At 65.4% G+C, this 16,675-nt stretch carries 14 protein-coding genes and 2 tRNA genes; 8 read left to right on the forward strand and 8 right to left on the reverse strand.

Annotated elements, in window-relative coordinates; translation table 11 throughout:
* Positions 1–108: 108 nt before the first annotated feature.
* Entirely contained in the window at positions 109–564 is a 456-nt protein-coding gene (locus tag D5687_RS03225) for an isoprenylcysteine carboxylmethyltransferase family protein (protein ID WP_125198331.1), read from the reverse strand.
* Positions 565–794: 230 nt separating this feature from the next.
* On the opposite strand from D5687_RS03225, the gene ovoA reads away from it, so the two are divergent.
* Positions 795–2,927: a 5-histidylcysteine sulfoxide synthase gene (gene ovoA, locus D5687_RS03230; protein WP_204742122.1), complete on the forward strand. Its 2,133-nt coding sequence runs from the start codon at positions 795–797 to the stop codon at positions 2,925–2,927.
* On the forward strand, positions 2,924–4,162 hold the full coding sequence (locus D5687_RS03235; RefSeq protein ID WP_125198332.1) for a MalY/PatB family protein: 1,239 nt from the start codon (positions 2,924–2,926) through the stop codon (positions 4,160–4,162). The genes ovoA and D5687_RS03235 overlap by 4 nt, the downstream gene beginning before the upstream one ends.
* A 22-nt stretch (positions 4,163–4,184) precedes the next feature.
* On the opposite strand, the gene D5687_RS03240 is transcribed toward D5687_RS03235, so the two are convergent.
* A complete protein-coding gene (locus tag D5687_RS03240) occupies positions 4,185–4,418 on the reverse strand; it encodes a DUF2789 domain-containing protein (protein ID WP_125198333.1) in 234 nt (77 codons plus the stop codon).
* 143 nt (positions 4,419–4,561) lie between these two features.
* Between D5687_RS03240 and sohB the strand changes: the two genes are divergently transcribed.
* Positions 4,562–5,638 carry a protease SohB gene (gene sohB / locus D5687_RS03245; RefSeq protein WP_125198334.1) on the forward strand — a complete coding sequence of 359 codons (1,077 nt, stop codon included), beginning with the start codon at positions 4,562–4,564 and terminating at the stop codon, positions 5,636–5,638.
* Between the two features lie 34 nt (positions 5,639–5,672).
* Here the strand turns inward: sohB and D5687_RS03250 are convergent, their stop codons facing one another.
* From D5687_RS03250 to D5687_RS03270, 5 genes are all read right to left on the reverse strand, one after another.
* The gene (locus D5687_RS03250) at positions 5,673–7,931 is read right to left on the reverse strand and encodes a glycosyltransferase (protein ID WP_125198335.1); all 2,259 of its coding nucleotides are present in this window, start codon (positions 7,929–7,931) and stop codon (positions 5,673–5,675) included.
* A complete protein-coding gene (locus D5687_RS03255) occupies positions 7,928–9,004 on the reverse strand; it encodes a lysylphosphatidylglycerol synthase transmembrane domain-containing protein (RefSeq protein WP_125198336.1) in 1,077 nt (358 codons plus the stop codon). The genes D5687_RS03250 and D5687_RS03255 overlap by 4 nt, the downstream gene beginning before the upstream one ends.
* Before the next feature lie 113 nt (positions 9,005–9,117).
* Positions 9,118–9,191: transfer RNA gene (locus D5687_RS03260), tRNA-Cys, on the reverse strand.
* 6 nt (positions 9,192–9,197) lie between these two features.
* Positions 9,198–9,273, reverse strand: a tRNA-Gly gene (locus D5687_RS03265).
* A 108-nt stretch (positions 9,274–9,381) separates the two neighbouring features.
* Positions 9,382–9,789, reverse strand: a complete 408-nt coding sequence (locus tag D5687_RS03270; protein ID WP_125198337.1) for a DUF1249 domain-containing protein — start codon at positions 9,787–9,789, stop codon at positions 9,382–9,384.
* Positions 9,790–9,814: 25 nt separating this feature from the next.
* Here D5687_RS03270 and D5687_RS03275 point away from each other — a divergent pair, with 25 nt between their 5' ends.
* Together D5687_RS03275 and D5687_RS03280 are read left to right on the forward strand one after the other, a co-directional pair.
* Positions 9,815–10,471: a transglycosylase SLT domain-containing protein gene (locus D5687_RS03275; protein ID WP_370271296.1), complete on the forward strand. Its 657-nt coding sequence runs from the start codon at positions 9,815–9,817 to the stop codon at positions 10,469–10,471.
* A gap of 4 nt (positions 10,472–10,475) precedes the next feature.
* Complete coding sequence (locus D5687_RS03280; RefSeq protein ID WP_125198339.1) at positions 10,476–10,991, forward strand: hypothetical protein; 516 nt, start codon at positions 10,476–10,478, stop codon at positions 10,989–10,991.
* Here D5687_RS03280 and D5687_RS03285 read toward each other — a convergent pair.
* A complete protein-coding gene (locus D5687_RS03285) occupies positions 10,988–11,278 on the reverse strand; it encodes a hypothetical protein (protein ID WP_125198340.1) in 291 nt (96 codons plus the stop codon). The two genes, D5687_RS03280 and D5687_RS03285, sit on opposite strands and share 4 nt — an antisense overlap.
* Before the next feature lie 189 nt (positions 11,279–11,467).
* On the opposite strand from D5687_RS03285, the gene D5687_RS03290 reads away from it, so the two are divergent.
* The 3 genes from D5687_RS03290 to D5687_RS03300 are packed head-to-tail and all read left to right on the forward strand — an operon-like array spanning position 11,468 to position 16,668.
* On the forward strand, positions 11,468–12,316 hold the full coding sequence (locus D5687_RS03290; protein ID WP_125198341.1) for an efflux RND transporter periplasmic adaptor subunit: 849 nt from the start codon (positions 11,468–11,470) through the stop codon (positions 12,314–12,316).
* Complete coding sequence (locus D5687_RS03295) at positions 12,313–13,533, forward strand: efflux RND transporter periplasmic adaptor subunit (RefSeq protein WP_125198342.1); 1,221 nt, start codon at positions 12,313–12,315, stop codon at positions 13,531–13,533. Before D5687_RS03290 ends, D5687_RS03295 begins: the two co-directional genes overlap by 4 nt.
* 15 nt (positions 13,534–13,548) lie before the next feature.
* Positions 13,549–16,668 (forward strand): efflux RND transporter permease subunit, encoded by a 3,120-nt coding sequence (locus D5687_RS03300; protein WP_125198343.1) that lies wholly within the window; start codon positions 13,549–13,551, stop codon positions 16,666–16,668.
* The last annotated feature ends 7 nt before the right edge of the window (positions 16,669–16,675 follow it).

Here is a 16,675-nt window from a genome sequence, read left to right on the forward strand (position 1 = left end):
GGGGCACGGCTAAATGTTGAGCCACGCTAATTGTTTGTCGGCCTGGACTCAAATCAAAGTTTTTTGATGGGTTATTGGTACCGATGGCCTCAGTGGCGGCTTGGGCGCTTAAATCCAGCGGCGGGTACGGACCCGATAGGCGGAATAGCCGGCACCGAATCGCTGCGCCAGGGCCCGCTCTTCACCGCGGATCTGGAAACGGTCGATGAACCAGACGAACGCGCCAACCACGACAAGCCCGGCCGGGTGACCGAACCAGCAGACCACGCCGGCGAGCAGCAGCGCATCGCCGAGGTAGATCGGGTTGCGACTAAAGCGGTAGATGCCGCTGGTGACCAGATGGCGGGTGCGTTCGGGGTGGATCGGGTTGATGGTGGTGTGCGCCTGCCACAACGAGATCACCGCGGCCAGCATCAGCGCGCCGCCGCCAACGAACAGTACGCCGGCAAGCCAAGTCAGCCAGGAGCCGTCAAGCGTGGCGGCGGGCCAGGCCTTCGACAGGGCGTAGACGAGGGCGATGCCGATGAGCAGGACGACCGGCGGGGGTATCAGCTTGGTAAGCATGGCAGGTCTTCTACCGCGGATTGAGGAATGTGTCTGTTCGCAGTCTAGTGCGCTCGCGACCGGAATGACATCCTGCGGTGCTTGGCTTGGTTTATACGTGGCAGGCCATGGCCTAAAGTCGGTAGCAGATTCGTTCAGGACTTCCCTTGACCACGAACACGCCGGTAACGGTGTCGGACCGCGTGTATTCAAGGAAACCTCATCTAAACGTTCCCGAAGAGAGGATCGCCATGTTGTCCAGACTCAAGAGCCGCTCGGTATTGCTGACCGGTACGGATGTCGAGAGCAAGCGCGAGGCTGTGCGCGCGTATTTCCATCGCACCATGGATATCTACGAAAACCTGTTCGAGGTGCTTACCGACGATCAGGCCTTCTACGAGCGGCCCGAGCCGCTGCGCCACCCGCTGATTTTCTACTTCGGCCACACGGCCACCTTCTACATCAACAAGTTGGTCACGGCGAAGGCGACCACGCGCATCGATCCGACGCTGGAGGGCATGTTTGCCATCGGCGTCGACGAGATGAGTTGGGATGACCTCAACGACGCGCATTACGACTGGCCCTCGGTCGAGCGCGTGCGCGATTATCGGCGCAAGGTACGCGAACGGGTCGATCAGTTGATCATGGAGCTTGACTGGAGCCCGCCGGTGCGTTGGGACGACCATCCCACCTGGTCGATCTTCATGGGCATCGAGCATGAGCGTATTCATCTGGAGACGTCTTCGGTGCTGATTCGCCAGCTCGACCTCGAGTGGGTGCAGCCACACGACGACTGGCCGATTTGCGACACCGCCGCGGCGACAGCGGCTGATGCGCCCGTCAACGAGCTCCTCGAGGTGGCCGGTGGCACGGTGGTGCAGGGCAAATCGCACGATGCCCCCTTGTACGGCTGGGACAACGAGTACGGTCAACTGGCAACGCAGGTCAAGCCATTCCGCGCGAGTCGCATGCAGGTCTCCAACGCGGAGTTCCTCGCCTTCGTCGAGGCCGGCGGCTACGAGACGCCCGAGTGGTGGACCGAGGAGGGGCGGCGCTGGCTCGACTTCCGCGGCGCGGCCCACCCGGTTTTCTGGGTGCCGCGCGGGGATTCCTGGGGATACCGGACCATGACCCGGGAGATCGCGATGCCCTGGGACTGGCCGGTGGACGTCAACTACCTCGAGGCCAAGGCCTTCTGCAATTGGCTCGCCGAGAGCACGGGCAAGTCGATCCGTCTGCCGACCGAGCCCGAGTACGAGCGCCTGCGCCAGGTGGCCGGCGTGCCCGACGAGCCGGAATGGGGTGAACGGGCGCCGGGCAACATCAACCTGGAGTACTGGGCCTCGGCCTGCTCGGTCAACCGGTTTGGCCAGGGCGACTTTTTCGACGTGATCGGCAATGTCTGGCAATGGACCGAAACGCCCATCGACGCCTTCGAGGGCTTCGAGCCGCACCCGATCTACGACGACTTTTCCGTGCCGACCTTCGACAACCAGCACAACCTGATCAAGGGCGGCTCGTGGATCTCGACTGGCAACGAGGCGACGCGTGATGCGCGTTACGCCTTCCGCCGGCACTTCTTCCAGCACGCCGGTTTCCGCTACGTCGAGGGCGAGCCGGTACGCCCGCCGGCCTCCAAGGACGAGAGCTACTACGAGACCGACGCGCAGCTGGCGCAGTACTGCGACTTCCACTACGGCCGTTCGTACTTCGGCGTGGCCAACTTCCCGCGGGCACTGGCCGAGTACGCCCTGCGCCAGATGGAAGGGCGCAACCACGGCGCGGCACTCGATATCGGCTGCGCCACCGGTCGGGCGACCTTCGAGCTCGCGCCACACTTTGACTCGGTCACGGGGCTGGATTTCTCGGCGCGCTTTATCCAGATCGCCCAGGCGATGCTCGACGAGGGGCAGGTCGCCTATGCGCTCCCCACCGAGGGCGAGCTGACCGAGGACCGTGCCGCCTCGCTGGCCGGACTGGGCCTCGAGCCGCGCGACAATATCGACTTCTGGCAGCAGGATGCCTGCAACATGAAGCCGCACTTCACCGGCTACGACTTGGTACTGGCGGGCAACCTGATTGACCGGCTCTACGACCCGGGCAAGTTCCTCGACGACATCGCCGGGCGAATCAATGCCGGCGGCCTGCTGGTGCTGGCCTCGCCCTACACCTGGCTCGAGGACGTCACGCCGCGCGAGCGCTGGCTCGGTGGCTATGTCGATGAGGATGGCCGGCCGGTGAGCACCCTCGACACGCTGCTCAAGCGCCTGGAGCCGAACTTCGAGCTGGTGGGCGAGCCCGCGGACATCCCGTTGGTCATCCGTGACACGGCACGGCGCTACCAGCATACGGTCAGTCAGGTGACGGTTTGGGCACGCCGATGAGTGCGCGCCAACCGTCGACCGATTTCACCCGCCTGGCCCAGTACCCGGGCTCGGGTTGCGAGAAGTACGATCGCCGCGGCGAGATCTTCAGCCGTGACGACGTCATCCCGCTGTGGGTGGCGGACATGGATTTCCCGGCGCCGGACTTTGTCACCGAAGCGCTGGCCGAGCGGCTCGCCGACGGCGCCTTCGGCTACGCCAAGCCCACCTCCGAGCACGTCGAGGCGATCACCGGCTGGCTGGCCGGTCAGCACGACTGGCCTGTCGGTCCGGAGACGATCGTGCCCGTGCCCGGCGTGGTGCCGGCGATGGCGATGGCGATCCGCGCCTTCACGAGCCCCGGGGCGCGCGTCATCATTCAGCCACCGGTGTACTTTCCGTTCTTCCAGGTGGTGCGCGACCAAGGGCGTGAACTGGTCGAGAACCGGCTGGTCGAGCGCGACTCGCCGGACGGCAGTCGGCGTTACCAGATGGATTTCGAGGCGCTGGAACAGCAGGCACGGGACGCCGAGATGCTGTTGCTCTGCAATCCGCACAATCCGGGCGGACGGGCCTGGAACGAGGCGGAGCTCGGCGAGGTCGCGGCCATCTGCGCCCGCCACGACGTGATGGTGATCAGTGACGAGATCCACATGGACCTGACCTACCCGGGCATCCGGCACACGCCCTTCGCCCGGGTGGCCGCGGCGGCCGACTGTCGCTGGTTCACGGTCACCGCGCCGGGCAAGACCTTCAACACCGCCGGCATCGGCGGTGGCTATGCCGTGATCCCCGATCCCCAGGTCCGCAAGCGCTTCGATCGCGAGTGCCGCGGGATGCACCTGGGTGAGGGGTCGGTGTTCGGGCTGACGGCGTTGAAAGCCGCCTACACGCAGGGCGCCCATTGGCCGGCCGAATTGATGCGGCACGTCGCCGGCAATCGCGACCGGGTGATTGAGGCGGTCCGCGATCTACCGATCGAGCCGATGGCACCCGAGGCCACCTACCTGTTGTGGCTGGATTGCCGCGGCATGGGGCTGTCGGACGCGGCCTCGGACCCCGAGGATCGGGCACTGCAGCGCTTCTTTATCGACGAGGCGGGGCTTGGGCTGAGCCAGGGCATCATCTTCGGCGAGCCGGGTCGCGGCTACATGCGCATCAATCTCGCTACGCCGACGCGTGTCATCGATCGGGCCATGGCACAACTGCGCGAGGCCTGGGAAAAGCGGATGGCGAGTCGGCAGAGGCCCGCCTAACGACTTCTCAGGCCAGAGTGGCCTAGTCGCGCAGTCGGGCGTCGAGGTGATCGACGGCCTCGGCCCAGTCGGCGTCATCGGCCAGCGATTCGCGCAGGAAACGGCGCTGGTTCTCGTTCCAGAACGGCGCCTCGCTCAATACCACCTCGCTCGGCAGGGGAGAGTGGCGATCGATGAATGCCTCGATGTCTTGCTCGCTGGCATCCAGGCCGAGCTGTTCGAACAGTTCACTCAAGGGGTGAAACGGTGGCTGCATGCGATCTCCTCCGAATGGTCGGTGCCGGTCTCTGATTTGGGTTTGCCTCGGGATTTTCCTCGGTCCCGCCCCGATTCTAGTCACTTTTTCCGGGGGTGACCCGGACGTCTATACTTCGCTCCTTTGCCCGGAGTAAATCGTCCATGTGGCCCGAGTATTTCCTGTTTCTTCTCAAGACGCTGACGCTGGCGGTTGCCGTGATCTTCGTCGTGGCCGCGGTGGTGTCGGTCGTGGCGCAGGCGCGCAACACGCAGGCCGGCGACAGCCGGCTCAAGCCGCTGAAGATCCGCCGCCTCAACGAGGAGATCGAGTCCCGCAGCAAGCAGTTGCGCGAGGCGCTGAAAAAAACCGACGACGGCTGGAAGGCCAAGTGGGCCGATTTGCGCCAGCGGTTGCCCGGCGGCAAGAAGAAAGACGAGGGTGAGGCGCGCGCGGCTACCGAGGACAAACCGGCGAAAGTGGCCGAGGACAAGGGCGAAACGGATGCGTCGTCAAGCACCTTCGTGCTGCGTTTCCACGGTGACATCCGTGCCTCGGCGGTCGAGGCCCTGCGCGAAGAGGTCAGCGCCGTGCTGCAGGTGGCCGAGCCGGGTCGTGATCGGGTGCTGCTGGTGCTCGACAGTCCCGGTGGCGTGGTGCCGGGATATGGGCTCGCCGCCGCGCAGCTGGCGCGTCTGCGCAGTGCGGAAATCGAATTGATCGCGGTAGTCGACCGGGTCGCGGCGAGCGGGGGCTACATGATGGCCGCCGTGGCCAATCGCATCGTGGCCGCACCGTTCGCGATTGTCGGCTCGATCGGCGTGGTCGCCCAGCTGCCCAATATCCATCGCTTGCTCAAGCGCAACGACATCGACGTCGAGCTGCACACCGCCGGGCAGTACAAGCGCACACTGACGTTGCTGGGCGAGAACACCGAGGCCGGGCGGGAGAAATTCCGCGAGGAGCTCGAGCAGACGCACGTGCTGTTCAAGGATTTCCTGAACCGCTATCGGCCGCAGCTGGACCTGGAGAAGCTCGCCACCGGTGAACACTGGTACGGCGAGGATGCGCTCGAGCTGGCCCTGATCGACGAGATCGGTACCAGTGACGATCTTGTCCTGGAGGCGGTGAAGCAGGGCGATGCCTTCGAGATTACCCAGCCGATAAAAAAACGCGGCCTGCTCAGCCGCCTGAGCGCCTCGGCCCAGGCGGTGCTGAGCGAGTGGCGCCAGCCGCTTTGAGGCGGGGGCGAAAGCCCCGTTGCCGGGTAGGTTTTTACTTGCCCGTTGCCTGCCGATTGGCGTGGAACTGGGCGAGGATCTGGGCGTAGGTCTCGCCCACATCGCGGGCGAAATGGTCGATGGCGTGACGCCTTGCGGTGCTGATGGCCCGGTCGGCCATGGTTGCACGCAGCGCATCGTCCTCGATCAGTCGTTGGGCCGCCGTGGTCCAGCGGTCGATGTCTTCGGCGGTCTTGAAGCCGTTGCTCTCGTGGTTGACCACGTCGTCGATGCCGCTGGAGCGCACGGCAATCACCGGCATGCCTGCCGCCATCGCCTCGAGGATGACCATCCCCTGGGTCTCCGACTTCGAGGCGAACACGAACGCCTCACCCAGCTGGTAGTAGCGCGCCACCTCCTCGGGTGAAACGGCCCCGACCAGGATGACCACCTCGGTCAGGTCGAGCGCATCGATGCGCGCCTGCAGGCGCTCGCGCTCGTCGCCATCACCGATGATCAGGCAACGGAATGGCTGATCGCTGCGCCGGCGCAACTCGTCCATCGCCGAGATCAGGAAATCGATGTTCTTTTCCCGCGAAAGCCGCGAGACGCTTACCAGCACGCGCTCGTTCGGGGCAATGCCTTGCTTGAGGCGCAGGGCCTCGACGGCCGCGGGTTCGTCGGCCTGGAACCGGTCGAAATCGATCCCGGTCGGGTGCACGTAGATCGAGGCGGTCACCCCGATCACCCGCAGGTATTCCTCTGCCGATTCGGTCGGCACGATCACCCCGTCGCAGCGATTGGCGAATCGCCGGATGGCGGTGTGTGCGATCAGGTTGCGGAACAGTGGGCCCGGCAACGGCACGAAGTGCGAGTAGTGCTCCAGGCGGGTGTGGTAGGTGAACACCGTCGGCACCTTCAGCCGGCGGGCATGCCATTGCGCCGCCCAGCCTAGCCAGAAGGGGTGGTGGATGTGGATCAGGTCCGGGGCGAAGGTCTTCAGCCCCCGCCGGATGCGCGGCGAGACCGGGTTGGCCAGCCGGAATTCACTATTGCGGCCCATGGTCAGCAGGGTGGGGATGCGGACCACGTCGCTCTCCCGGTCATCCTGGTCGGCGTAGCTGGGCGCGATGATCCGCACGCGGTGGCTTAAATGTTCCAGCCCACGGCGCAGCCGGTCGATGGAGATGGGCACCCCGCCGATGAAGGGCAGATAGTTGTTGGTCACCATGGCGATGGCGAGCGGTCGCCCCGTCCAGGGCGAGGTGTCCAGGTCGTAGTTCCGGTAATAGTCGCGCTCGACGAAGATCGTGCTGTAGAGCTTGATCGCCAGCAGGATCAGCAGGCCGAGCACCAGCAGGAAGTTGAGGTGGCCGACGTAGAACAGCGAGTGGATGAAGAACCACAGGCTCTCCAGCGTCTTGAAGACCTGGTGTTGGCCGATGTCGAGCCGCTCGACCGTGATCGCCACCTCACCATCACCGGTCTTCACGTCAACGTAGTGATAGAAGCTGGTCTCGTCGTTGAGCACCAGGCCGCCGGCCCCGCCGGTGACCACGTAGCGGACCCCGTCGCGTTGCTGTTCGTCGAACAGGTGCAGGTTGCTGGAGAACACCGCGTCGACGTCATGCGCGCGGAACAGCGAGTGAAGCCGGTCGCGGAAGGCCTCGTCGGTCAGATACTGGTCGTCGAAATCGAGCGGGCTTTTCTGGGTGGTGCGGAACATCGGGTGGCCGATGAACACGAAGCGATGCGCGGCCGACGGGTCGCGCAACTGCTCCCTGAGCCAGTGAAGCTGGAAGGGGTAGGTGTCCGGGTCGGTGCTGTCGAGGAACAGGAACTGGCTGCCGCCGGCGCGAAAGCCGAAGAAGTACGGTCCGAAGTGCTCGTAGTAGTTAAACGAACCGAAGGCGCCGCTTTCCTTCTCGCCCACGGTGAGCAGGTAGGGCATGTCCAGGTGCGAGAGCGTGCGGTACAGGGCTCGATACTTGTCCTCGCCGCCCCCACTGACGGCGTTTCCGGCCGAGACCACGAAATCGAACCCGGCGCGGTTGAGCCGCGGGACCATCTTGCGTTCGAACAGGCCGACCGAGTTGTTGATATTGCCGACGACGGCGAAACGCAGCGCGTCGTCGGCCGGGGCACCTGCTCGATTCTGGATGCGCTCGATCTGCTCGGCGTGGACTGCGTGGTAGGTGGTCTCGAAGATCGAGAGATACACCCGGTAGCCCACCAGCAGCAGGATTGCGGCCAGCGTCAGGTAGAAGGCCAGCTTGAGTCGGTGCGGCGTCAGCTTTTCCGACAGCCGGCTCATGAGACGCCTCGTCGGGTGGCCGCAATCTCGCGCTGGGTGACGAACAGCCCGATCAGCATGCCCAGATAGATCGTCAGCGCCCGCCAGGCGACGGTCACCAGCACCAGGTGCGAGGCGGTGACGACATCACGGAAGAAGTAGCCGAACACGCCCTCGGCAATGCCCGAGGCCCCGGGCGTGGGCGAGAAGTACATGACGAAGGTGGTCATCACCATCCGACCGATCACCAGCCAGTAGTCGAAGCCGTAGCCCAGGGCCCAGAAGAGCAGGGCGGGGAACGAGAACAGCGCCAGCAGGAAGATGGCCGTGAAGAGGAACGAGGCGGCGATGTCGAGCTTGCGCCCCTGGAAGTAGCGCACGAAGCCGTGGGCGAAGCGCTGCAGCTCGCGCACCAGCCGAAGGCGCCAGCGGTGATGTCGGCGCGGCCCGATCAGGTGCAGTGCTCGCAGCGCCTTGAGCAGGCCCAGCATCGGTCGCAACAGCCAGTTGCTGCGCATGACCAGGATCGTGAAGAAGCCCAGGTAAAGCGCGACCGACACGCTCAGGGTGATCACCAGAGAATCGCTCTGTGCCGCGCCCTCGGCGCCGGGGAGCGTGACCAGCAGGATGGGCGTGGCGCCGAAGATGAACAGCACGGCCAGTGCCGTGCGGATGGTGGTGGCCGTCAGCCCGGTGCCCACCGGTACGCCGCGCCGGCGCATGAACCAAACCTGGGCGACTCCGCCACCGGTGGCCAGCGGCGTGATGTTGGAGACGAAGATATTGAGAAACACCAGCCGGGCCATCGCCGATACCGGGATAGTGTGGCCCAGTGCGCGCAGGGTGAACCACAGGCGCAGGCCGTCGGCGGCGAAGTAGACCAGCAGCAGGGCGAGGCTGGCGAGGAGCAGCTGCCAGCCGAGCAGGCGTGCATCCCAGACGATCTCGTGGCCGGCGACCTGTGAATAGACCGCCCAGGTGCCGGCGGCACTCAGCCCGACGAACAGCAAGGCGAACCACGCCAGTCGGCGGCCGCGGAAGGCCGGCTCGTCCTGGATCTCGAAGCGTTCGGGGTGGTGGTGAGGGTCGGTCATGTCGCCTGGGGGGCTCGTCGCCGGCGCGGCCGGCTGGCGTCGGCACGGGCGGCGGGTGGGGCAGACACAGAAAAACCCGCGCGAGGCGGGTTATCCGTGACGTACATCAGTGTTGGAGGCTGGACCCGGAGTCGAACCGGGGTAAACGGATTTGCAATCCGGTGCATAGCCACTCTGCCATCCAGCCGAAATCTGGAGCGGGAAACCGGATTCGAACCGGCGACCCCAACCTTGGCAAGGTTGTGCTCTACCAGCTGAGCTATTCCCGCTTGAGGGGGCGCAATTTTCATCAGGAACCGCCCCCGTGTCAAGTCGTGCTTCGACGCGCCGCATGGCGCATCCCGGTCTGGGTGATCTGCCTCATGGCCGGACCGGGTTCAATGCCGCCGCAGTCGAGCCAATAACCAACGCTGCAACATACGGTTGCGCGATTGACGTGCCCGGTTACACTCGGTGCGGTCGGCCTGCAGGCAGGAGGCCGGGTGACGCGAGTCGTGCAGTTCCGCCGAGCGGGCATCCAGGTAGATGCGCACGCGCAGGGTCACCGGGCGCTGGTGCGAATCGAGCACCTCGTGATCGGTGAATGCCATCTCCAGGGTGAAGCGCCCCCGCTCGGTTACCTGCGCGACCACGGAGAATCCCAGGGTGAATTCATCACCCGGCGTCAGGCGCCGCAGGTCACCGAGCAGACGGCGAATCAGGATATAGTTCTGCTCGTAGAGATCCATCAGCTGATCGAATGGATCGTGTTCGATGGAGTGAGGAGTGCCGGTGTTGAGATTCATGTCCGCCAGTGTAAGGAAGCTCTGCGTGAATAGGAATGCTGCGGGCCGAATGGTCCGTCGAGGGTTGCCCGGGGTGATCAGCCCAGTCGCCGCCACCGTGCTGTTCTCCCTGCTGGCAGCCGCGGCTGCCCAGGCGGATGTCTACAAGTATCGCGATGCCCAGGGCGTCGTGCACCTGACCAACGTGCCGCAGCAGTCGGCCAATGAACCCTACGCCCTGTGGCGCAAGAGCGAGGCGACCAAGCCCAAGGGGTGGCAGGACGGCTACCGTGTCATGCCGCGGCTGGTGCACGATCGCTATGTCGAGCCGGTTAACCGGTTTGCCGGCCTGTACGGTGTCGACCCGACGCTGATTCGCGCCGTCATTCATGCCGAGAGCGCCTTTCGACCGGAAGTGGTCTCTCCCAAGGGGGCCGGTGGGCTGATGCAGCTGATGCCGGCAACCGCGGCGCGCTTTGACGTGGTCGACCGCTTCGATCCCGAGGACAACATCGCCGGTGGCGTGGCCTACCTCGCGCTGCTGCTCGAGATGTTCCAGGGGGATCGCGAACTGGCCGTGGCGGCCTACAACGCCGGCGAGGGTGCGGTGCAGCGTTACGGTGGGATTCCGCCCTATGAGGAGACGCGCACCTACGTCAAGCGGGTCATGCAGCTGCAGGCGGCCTACGCCGGCGCCGGATAAGACCATGTCATCCGACGAGCGACCCACCCGTCCCGAGCCGCCCGACCTGGCCGAAGAGGAGAGGCGGCTGGCGGCGTTTCTGGCGGGCCAGTCGGCCCTGGTGCTGGCCGTCGTGCCCGACGAGGAGAGCTTGCCGGAGATCGGCAGCTTGCCGTTCGTCCAGCATGACGACGCCTTTTGGGTACTCGCCAGCGAACTGGCCGCCCATACCCGTCCGCTGCTGCAACGCGGCGTCGCCCGCGTTGCCCTGATGGCCGACCAGTCGGCCACCCGCAATCCCTTTGCCCGCGAACGCGCCCACTGGGCGGCACGGGTCGAGGTTGTCGACCGCAAGGACGAGCGCTTTGCAGGCATCACCGCCGCCCTGCAAAAGCGCCACGGCAAGACAGTGGAACTGCTGTGCGGGCTGGGCGATTTCCACCTGCTGGGTCTTCGCCCCGGGGCGGGGCGCTACGTCAACGGTTTTGGCAGCGCGTTCGAGTTGGACGGGCTCACGGTTTGCCAGCAGCGGCGGCGTTAGCGCAGCAACTCGATCGCCTCGTCGATGACGTTCGGGTCGTCCGCGCGCCGGGGGGACTGCTCGCTCAGGTGGCGGCGGCAGGCACGCGCGCCGGGGCGGCCCTGGAACAGGGTCAGTATCGGCTTGATCAGGGTGGGCAGACGGGTGCCGCGGGCGATCTCGGCCGCCGCGTAGTCTCGATACGCCAGCAGCGCGGCCAGCTGGTCGGCGGTTTCCCCGTCGTCGAACAGGGCCGCATCGATGTCGGCCAGCAGGCCAACGTTCTGATAGGCCGCTCGGCCGACCATCACGCCATCGACCTCGGCGAGTGAGTCGCGACCGTTTCAGTGCGGAACGAGGCGAGGTTCGCCAGTCCGGGATCCCGTTTCACCCTGAAACGGGGCCGCGCTGCATCCACGGGCGTTCAACCACTTGGGGGGCTGCACTCTTACTGGCACGCAGGTTGCAAGACCTGTGGTGTGGAAAGAGGAGGAAGCATGAACAAGCGCGTGGCTCTGATCTTGACAGTGAGCTTGGCGTGGCACGGGTCCGCGCACGCCCACTCCGATACCAGTGGTTTTGCGGCCGATCACCATCATCATGAGGAGACCGGACCGGCTGCCATGGAGCCTCGGCAACGGCGGTTCCCGGCGACGGTCCGCTTCGACCCGCAGCACATCGAGAACGTGGTGCTCAAGGTCAACGCGCGGGTCGCCGGACTCGAAAATATCTTCGTCGGCCGGAAGGTGAGCGAGGGCGAGAGGCTGGCCGCGTTCGAGAGCGCCGAGCTCGAAACCTTACAGCGCACCTATCTCGAAACCTTTCGCAACATACAGCTCATCGCCCAGATCAGCCTGACCTCCGAGGAGAAGCTGATCGAAGGGCGGATGAACCTGGAGTGGCGCGGCCTTTCCGAGGACGGCGTCCAGCTCATCGAGGATCTGCGCAAACCGCTCACGAGCGTGCCCATCGAGTCGCCGGTGGACGGCTACATTCTCGACATCCGGGTGGTCGACGGCCAAATCGTCAACGCCGGCGCGGCATCCGGTCTTTTCAGCACTGCCGGTACTACCGTTTTCCGCGTCGCAAGCAGCGCTTCCATCATCGTAGAGGCCGAAATTCCTGCGGAGCAGAGCCGCGAGATGCAGCCCGGGAGTCCGGCGACGCTCTGGGTGACGAATGGCGGTGGCCGTGAACCGCTTCGGGCCATGGTCGATCAGGTCTCCGGCATCGTGAACCCGGCCAATCAACGCCGTCTGGTGCGCCTCACGCCGATACCGGGGCCGGGGATAGCCCTGCTGCGCGACGGGGCGCGGCTGCAGGTCTCCATCGGAGGGCAGTCATGAGTGTGCTCCAGCAGTTGGACGGCAGGAAACTGCTCTGCGGACTCTTTGTTCTGGCGCTGACGAACCTGCCGCCGGCGGTGCTCGCTCACGGCGACAGCGGGGCCTTCGCCGAGGGCGAGGAGCATCACCACGATGAACCCGAGGCGCCCGTCGAGGAGACGGACGTCGGGCAACTCCCGAGTTCAACGGATGACGGCGGGCAGTGGCCCGTCGTCGAGGTGGCGTCATCGCTCATAGGCACCGTCCTCGTCGAAAACCGTGCCCCGCAAGCGCGGGTCCCCGCCTATGCCCGCGTGGTGCCGCGGCCGGGCGCCGTGCGCGACATCAACGCCTATCTGAGCGGGCAGGTCTCCGAGGTGCATGTCCGCCCCGGGATGCGGGTCGAAAAGGGCGATCTCATCGCGTCCATCTACAGTCCCGAGTTCATTCTGACCCAGCGATCCTATCTCGCTCTGTTGGAGAACGAGGAGTTGAAGGAGACATTGCGCGAGGAGGGGCGGCTCCCTAACTACAAGCGCGATGCACGTTCGAATCTGCGCTGGTGGGGGATGGCCGAGGATGACATTCTCGCCCTGGAAGCACGCAAGGATGCAGTGGAGCATTTGGACGTGCGCGCCGAAGTCTCGGGCGTGATCTCGGAGGTGTTCGTGGCGCCCGGCGAGATCGTCCGCGCCGGTGATCGCGCCATGGAGAGCTTCGTCGTGGTCGGCTCGCCGCTCGCCCGAATCGTGGTCGATGGGGGCGGGCGTCGCCTTCAAGGATCGGTCTACGCCGATACCCTGGCCACGCTTAATGATGAGACGCGTGTCCGAGTCCGCGCGGACGACGGAGAAATGCACGACCTGGCGCTTACGCAGAGCGTTCCGGCGGTGGACTCCACCAACCGCCTGGGGCGCTTTCTCGTCGATCTTGAGAACCCAAACGTGCTGGACGTGGGGCGCCTGGTCGGGCTCGAATTGCTGACCCGCGGTGAGGAGGGGGGCTGGCTGCCCCGCGACGCTGTCATGGGCCAAGGGACGGGGCCGATCGCCTTCGTCGAGGTCAGCGAAGGCCGGTACGAACGCAGGACGCTGACTATCAGGGACTACTTGGGCGGCTGGTCGCTGGCGGATGCAGTGTCCGCCGGCGAGCGGGTCGTGACGCGAGGGAAGACGCTGTTGGAAGGGGCCTATCGTCTCGGGGACGGGGCCGGGTTGGACGACCATCACGATCACTGAGTTGAAGGGCATCCTATGTTCGATCGCATCATCGCCTGGGCCTTGCGTTACCGACTGGCCGTGCTCCTGGTTTACATCGTCGTGGGCGGGGCGGCAGTGGTGGCCGCCACGCAAATGGCTGTAGATGTCTTCCCCGAATTTGCGCCACCGCAGGTCCAGATCCAGACCGAAGCCCCGGGCTATTCCGCTGCCGACGTGGAATTGCTGGTCACCCGGCCTCTGGAAGTGGCCCTGAGCGGCATGGAAGGCGTCGAACAGCTACGCTCCGATTCTTCCGGGGGACTCTCCCGAATCGTCATCGTGTTTGGCGGCGACACCGACGTCTACAGGGCCCGAATGCTCACCCAGGAGCGCATCCAGCTGGTCCAGGATCAACTCCCGCGCGATATCGACGCCCCACAGATGATGCCGGTCACCTCGGCGGTTAGCTGGCTGCTGAAGTTCGCGCTCGTCGACTGGTCCGCCGAGCCGGATCCACTGGCGCTGCGCAGCCTGGTGGATTGGGAGTTTCGCAACCGTTTGCTGGCCGAGCCCGGCGTGGCCTCGGTCGTGGCCGTGGGCGGGGGCGTGAAGCAGTACCAGCTGATGGTCGATCCGCTCAAGCTCAACGCCTTCGATATCCCGTTCGCCGATGTGGTCGACGCGGCGACCGAGGCGAACCGCGTTGGCGCGGGAGCGTTCGTCTATCCCAACCGGGAACAAGAGTACTTCGTGCGCGTGGACGGACGTCTCGGCGGACTTCAGGATCTGGGCGCGAGCACTGTCGCGATGCGTGAGGGCAGTCCGATCACCCTCGGCGATCTCGGTGAGGTGCAGTTCGGTGAAGAGATCAAGCGCGGCGACGGGCAAATGTTCGGCGCCAATGCCGTCGTCGGGACGGTCTCGAAGCAATGGGGGGCGGACACCCTGGAGACCACCGAGCGAGTGGAAGCGACGCTGGCCCGCCTGGCGGAGAACCTGCCGCCCGATGTGGAGCTGGTGACGGATGTGTTCCGGCAGGCCTCGTTCATCGATCGCTCCGTGGAGAACCTACGCGAGGCCTTGTTGCACGCCTCGATCATCGTGGCGTTGGTGCTGTTCCTGTTTCTGGTGCGCTGGCGGCCCACAGTCATCAGCCTGGTGGCGATTCCCGCCTCGCTCCTCATGGGCGTGCTGGTGCTCTGGGCGATGGGGATCGGCATTAACGCCCTAACCCTGGGTGGCCTGGTGTTCGCCATCGGCGAGGTGGTCGACGATGCGATCATCGACGTGGAGAACATCCTTCGCCGGTTGCGCGAGAGCCGCACCGCAGACGACGGGGAGCCGCTGCTGCGGGTAATTTACGAGGGGTCCCGCGAGATCCGAAACTCGGTGGTGTTCGCGACGCTGATCATCGTGGTTGCCTTCATGCCGATCTTCTTTTTGTCAGGGATCGAGGGGCGCATCTTCATGCCGCTGGCAGTGGCCTACTTGGCGGCCATCGGTAGCTCGTTGCTGGTCGCGCTCACGCTCATTCCGGTGCTCTGCTACTACCTCCTGAATCGTCGCGGCGCCGCGCACGAACATCGGGTCAGTCCGCTGACCCGACGGCTGGAAGGTGTTTACCGGCGCGGCCTGCATTGGACGGTGCGGCGGCCCGGTGCAATGCTGGCGGTGGGCTTGATCGCCCTTGTCGGCGTGCTGGTGCTCTTGCTCGGACTGGGCCGCTCCTTCCTGCCCGGCTTCCACGAAGGAAACATCGTCATCGCCACCACAATGATGCCGGGCACGTCGCTGGACGAGAACCTCCGCATGGGGCGCGAGGTCGAGGCGCGGGTCAGTGCCGTGCCGGGCGTGGTCAGCGTGGTGCAACGCGCCGGTCGCTCGCGGCTCGATGAAGACGCCCAGCCGGTCAACTTCAGCGAATTCGACGTGACGGTCGATCCGGAGGTGCGTGATGTGGCCGGGGTGATGCAAGAACTTCGTGAGTCGCTCGCCGACTTGCCCGGAGTTCAGGTGAACGTCTCACAGTTCATCACCCATCGCATGCAGGAATTGCTCTCCGGCGTGCGGGCGCAGGTCGCGGTCAAGATCTACGGACCGGAGCTGGAGGTCCTCCAAGGCAAGCAGGCGGAGGTGCTGGATGCCGTGCGCAATATGCCGGGCGTGGTCGACCTCATGGCCGAGCCGATGATTACCGCTCCGGGGCTGGATATTCGGGTGAATCGGGAGGCTGCCTCGGCCTACGGCCTTACACCCGGGGAGATCGCTCGTCAGGCGGGGCAGGCCTTCAATGGTGTCGCGGTGTCCACCGTACTGGAAGCCGACCGCTCCTACGACCTCGTGGTACGCGTGAATGCGGAAAGCCGCGACAGCATTGATGCACTGGGCGCCTTTCCGCTTCGCGGGCCGGATGGCGACATCGTTCCCTTGCGCGAGGTCGCCGAGCTGAACCCCGTGCGCGAGCCCTACGTCATCAAACGTGAGGACGGCGCGCGCCGGGCCGTGGTGCAGTGGAACGTGGAAGGTCGCGATTTGAACAGTGTCGTGAGCGAAGCGCGGGAACGCCTGGCGGAGGCAGTGGAACTCGACGCCGGCTACTCGCTCGTATTCGGCGGCGACTACGTAGGCCAGCAGCGTGCGACCCGCGACCTGATGCTGTCGGGCGCGGCGGCCGTGCTGCTGATCTTCGCCCTGATGCTTTATGCCTTCAAGCAGGTGCGTCTTGCACTGCTGGTCATGACCAATCTGCCGTTCGCGCTTTTGGGTGGCCTCGCCGCTCTGGCGCTCGCCGGCGAGACGCTCAACGTACCCTCGATCATCGGGCTAATCGCGCTGTTCGGGATCGCTACCCGCAACAGCGTCCTGCTGTTGGCGCGTTATACGCGCCTCAGCGTCGAGCAGCCCGGGGTCGGGCCGCGTGCGCTGGCGATCCGTGGCGCGCGTCAGCGCATGCTGCCCATACTCATGACCGCATTGACGACCGCACTCGCCGTGCTTCCTTTTCTGATTGGTGATCCGGCGGGCAAGGAGCTGGAGCGCCCGCTCGCCATCGTGCTTCTCGGCGGGATGATCAGTTCCACGGCGCTCAACCTGTTCATACTGCCTGCGGGCTACGCTTGGCTGGTGGCCCGTCGACCCGAGCTGTGTGAGCGTGATGCAGCTCCGCAAGCATGAGCGGCAG

The organism is Guyparkeria sp. SCN-R1 (assembly GCF_003932495.1).
Taxonomy (GTDB): Bacteria; Pseudomonadota; Gammaproteobacteria; order Halothiobacillales; family Halothiobacillaceae; genus Guyparkeria.

Coding starts and splice junctions, on each gene's coding strand:
- D5687_RS03250 (WP_125198335.1), bottom strand. CDS start 7,931: ATGAGCCGGCTGTCGGAAAAGCTGACGCCGCACCGACTCAAGCTGGCC.
- sohB (WP_125198334.1), top strand. CDS start 4,562: ATGTGGCCCGAGTATTTCCTGTTTCTTCTCAAGACGCTGACGCTGGCG.
- D5687_RS03290 (WP_125198341.1), top strand. CDS start 11,468: ATGAACAAGCGCGTGGCTCTGATCTTGACAGTGAGCTTGGCGTGGCAC.
- D5687_RS03270 (WP_125198337.1), bottom strand. CDS start 9,789: ATGAATCTCAACACCGGCACTCCTCACTCCATCGAACACGATCCATTC.
- D5687_RS03235 (WP_125198332.1), top strand. CDS start 2,924: ATGAGTGCGCGCCAACCGTCGACCGATTTCACCCGCCTGGCCCAGTAC.
- D5687_RS03295 (WP_125198342.1), top strand. CDS start 12,313: ATGAGTGTGCTCCAGCAGTTGGACGGCAGGAAACTGCTCTGCGGACTC.
- D5687_RS03255 (WP_125198336.1), bottom strand. CDS start 9,004: ATGACCGACCCTCACCACCACCCCGAACGCTTCGAGATCCAGGACGAG.
- D5687_RS03300 (WP_125198343.1), top strand. CDS start 13,549: ATGTTCGATCGCATCATCGCCTGGGCCTTGCGTTACCGACTGGCCGTG.
- D5687_RS03280 (WP_125198339.1), top strand. CDS start 10,476: ATGTCATCCGACGAGCGACCCACCCGTCCCGAGCCGCCCGACCTGGCC.
- D5687_RS03225 (WP_125198331.1), bottom strand. CDS start 564: ATGCTTACCAAGCTGATACCCCCGCCGGTCGTCCTGCTCATCGGCATC.
- D5687_RS03285 (WP_125198340.1), bottom strand. CDS start 11,278: ATGGTCGGCCGAGCGGCCTATCAGAACGTTGGCCTGCTGGCCGACATC.
- D5687_RS03240 (WP_125198333.1), bottom strand. CDS start 4,418: ATGCAGCCACCGTTTCACCCCTTGAGTGAACTGTTCGAACAGCTCGGC.
- ovoA (WP_204742122.1), top strand. CDS start 795: ATGTTGTCCAGACTCAAGAGCCGCTCGGTATTGCTGACCGGTACGGAT.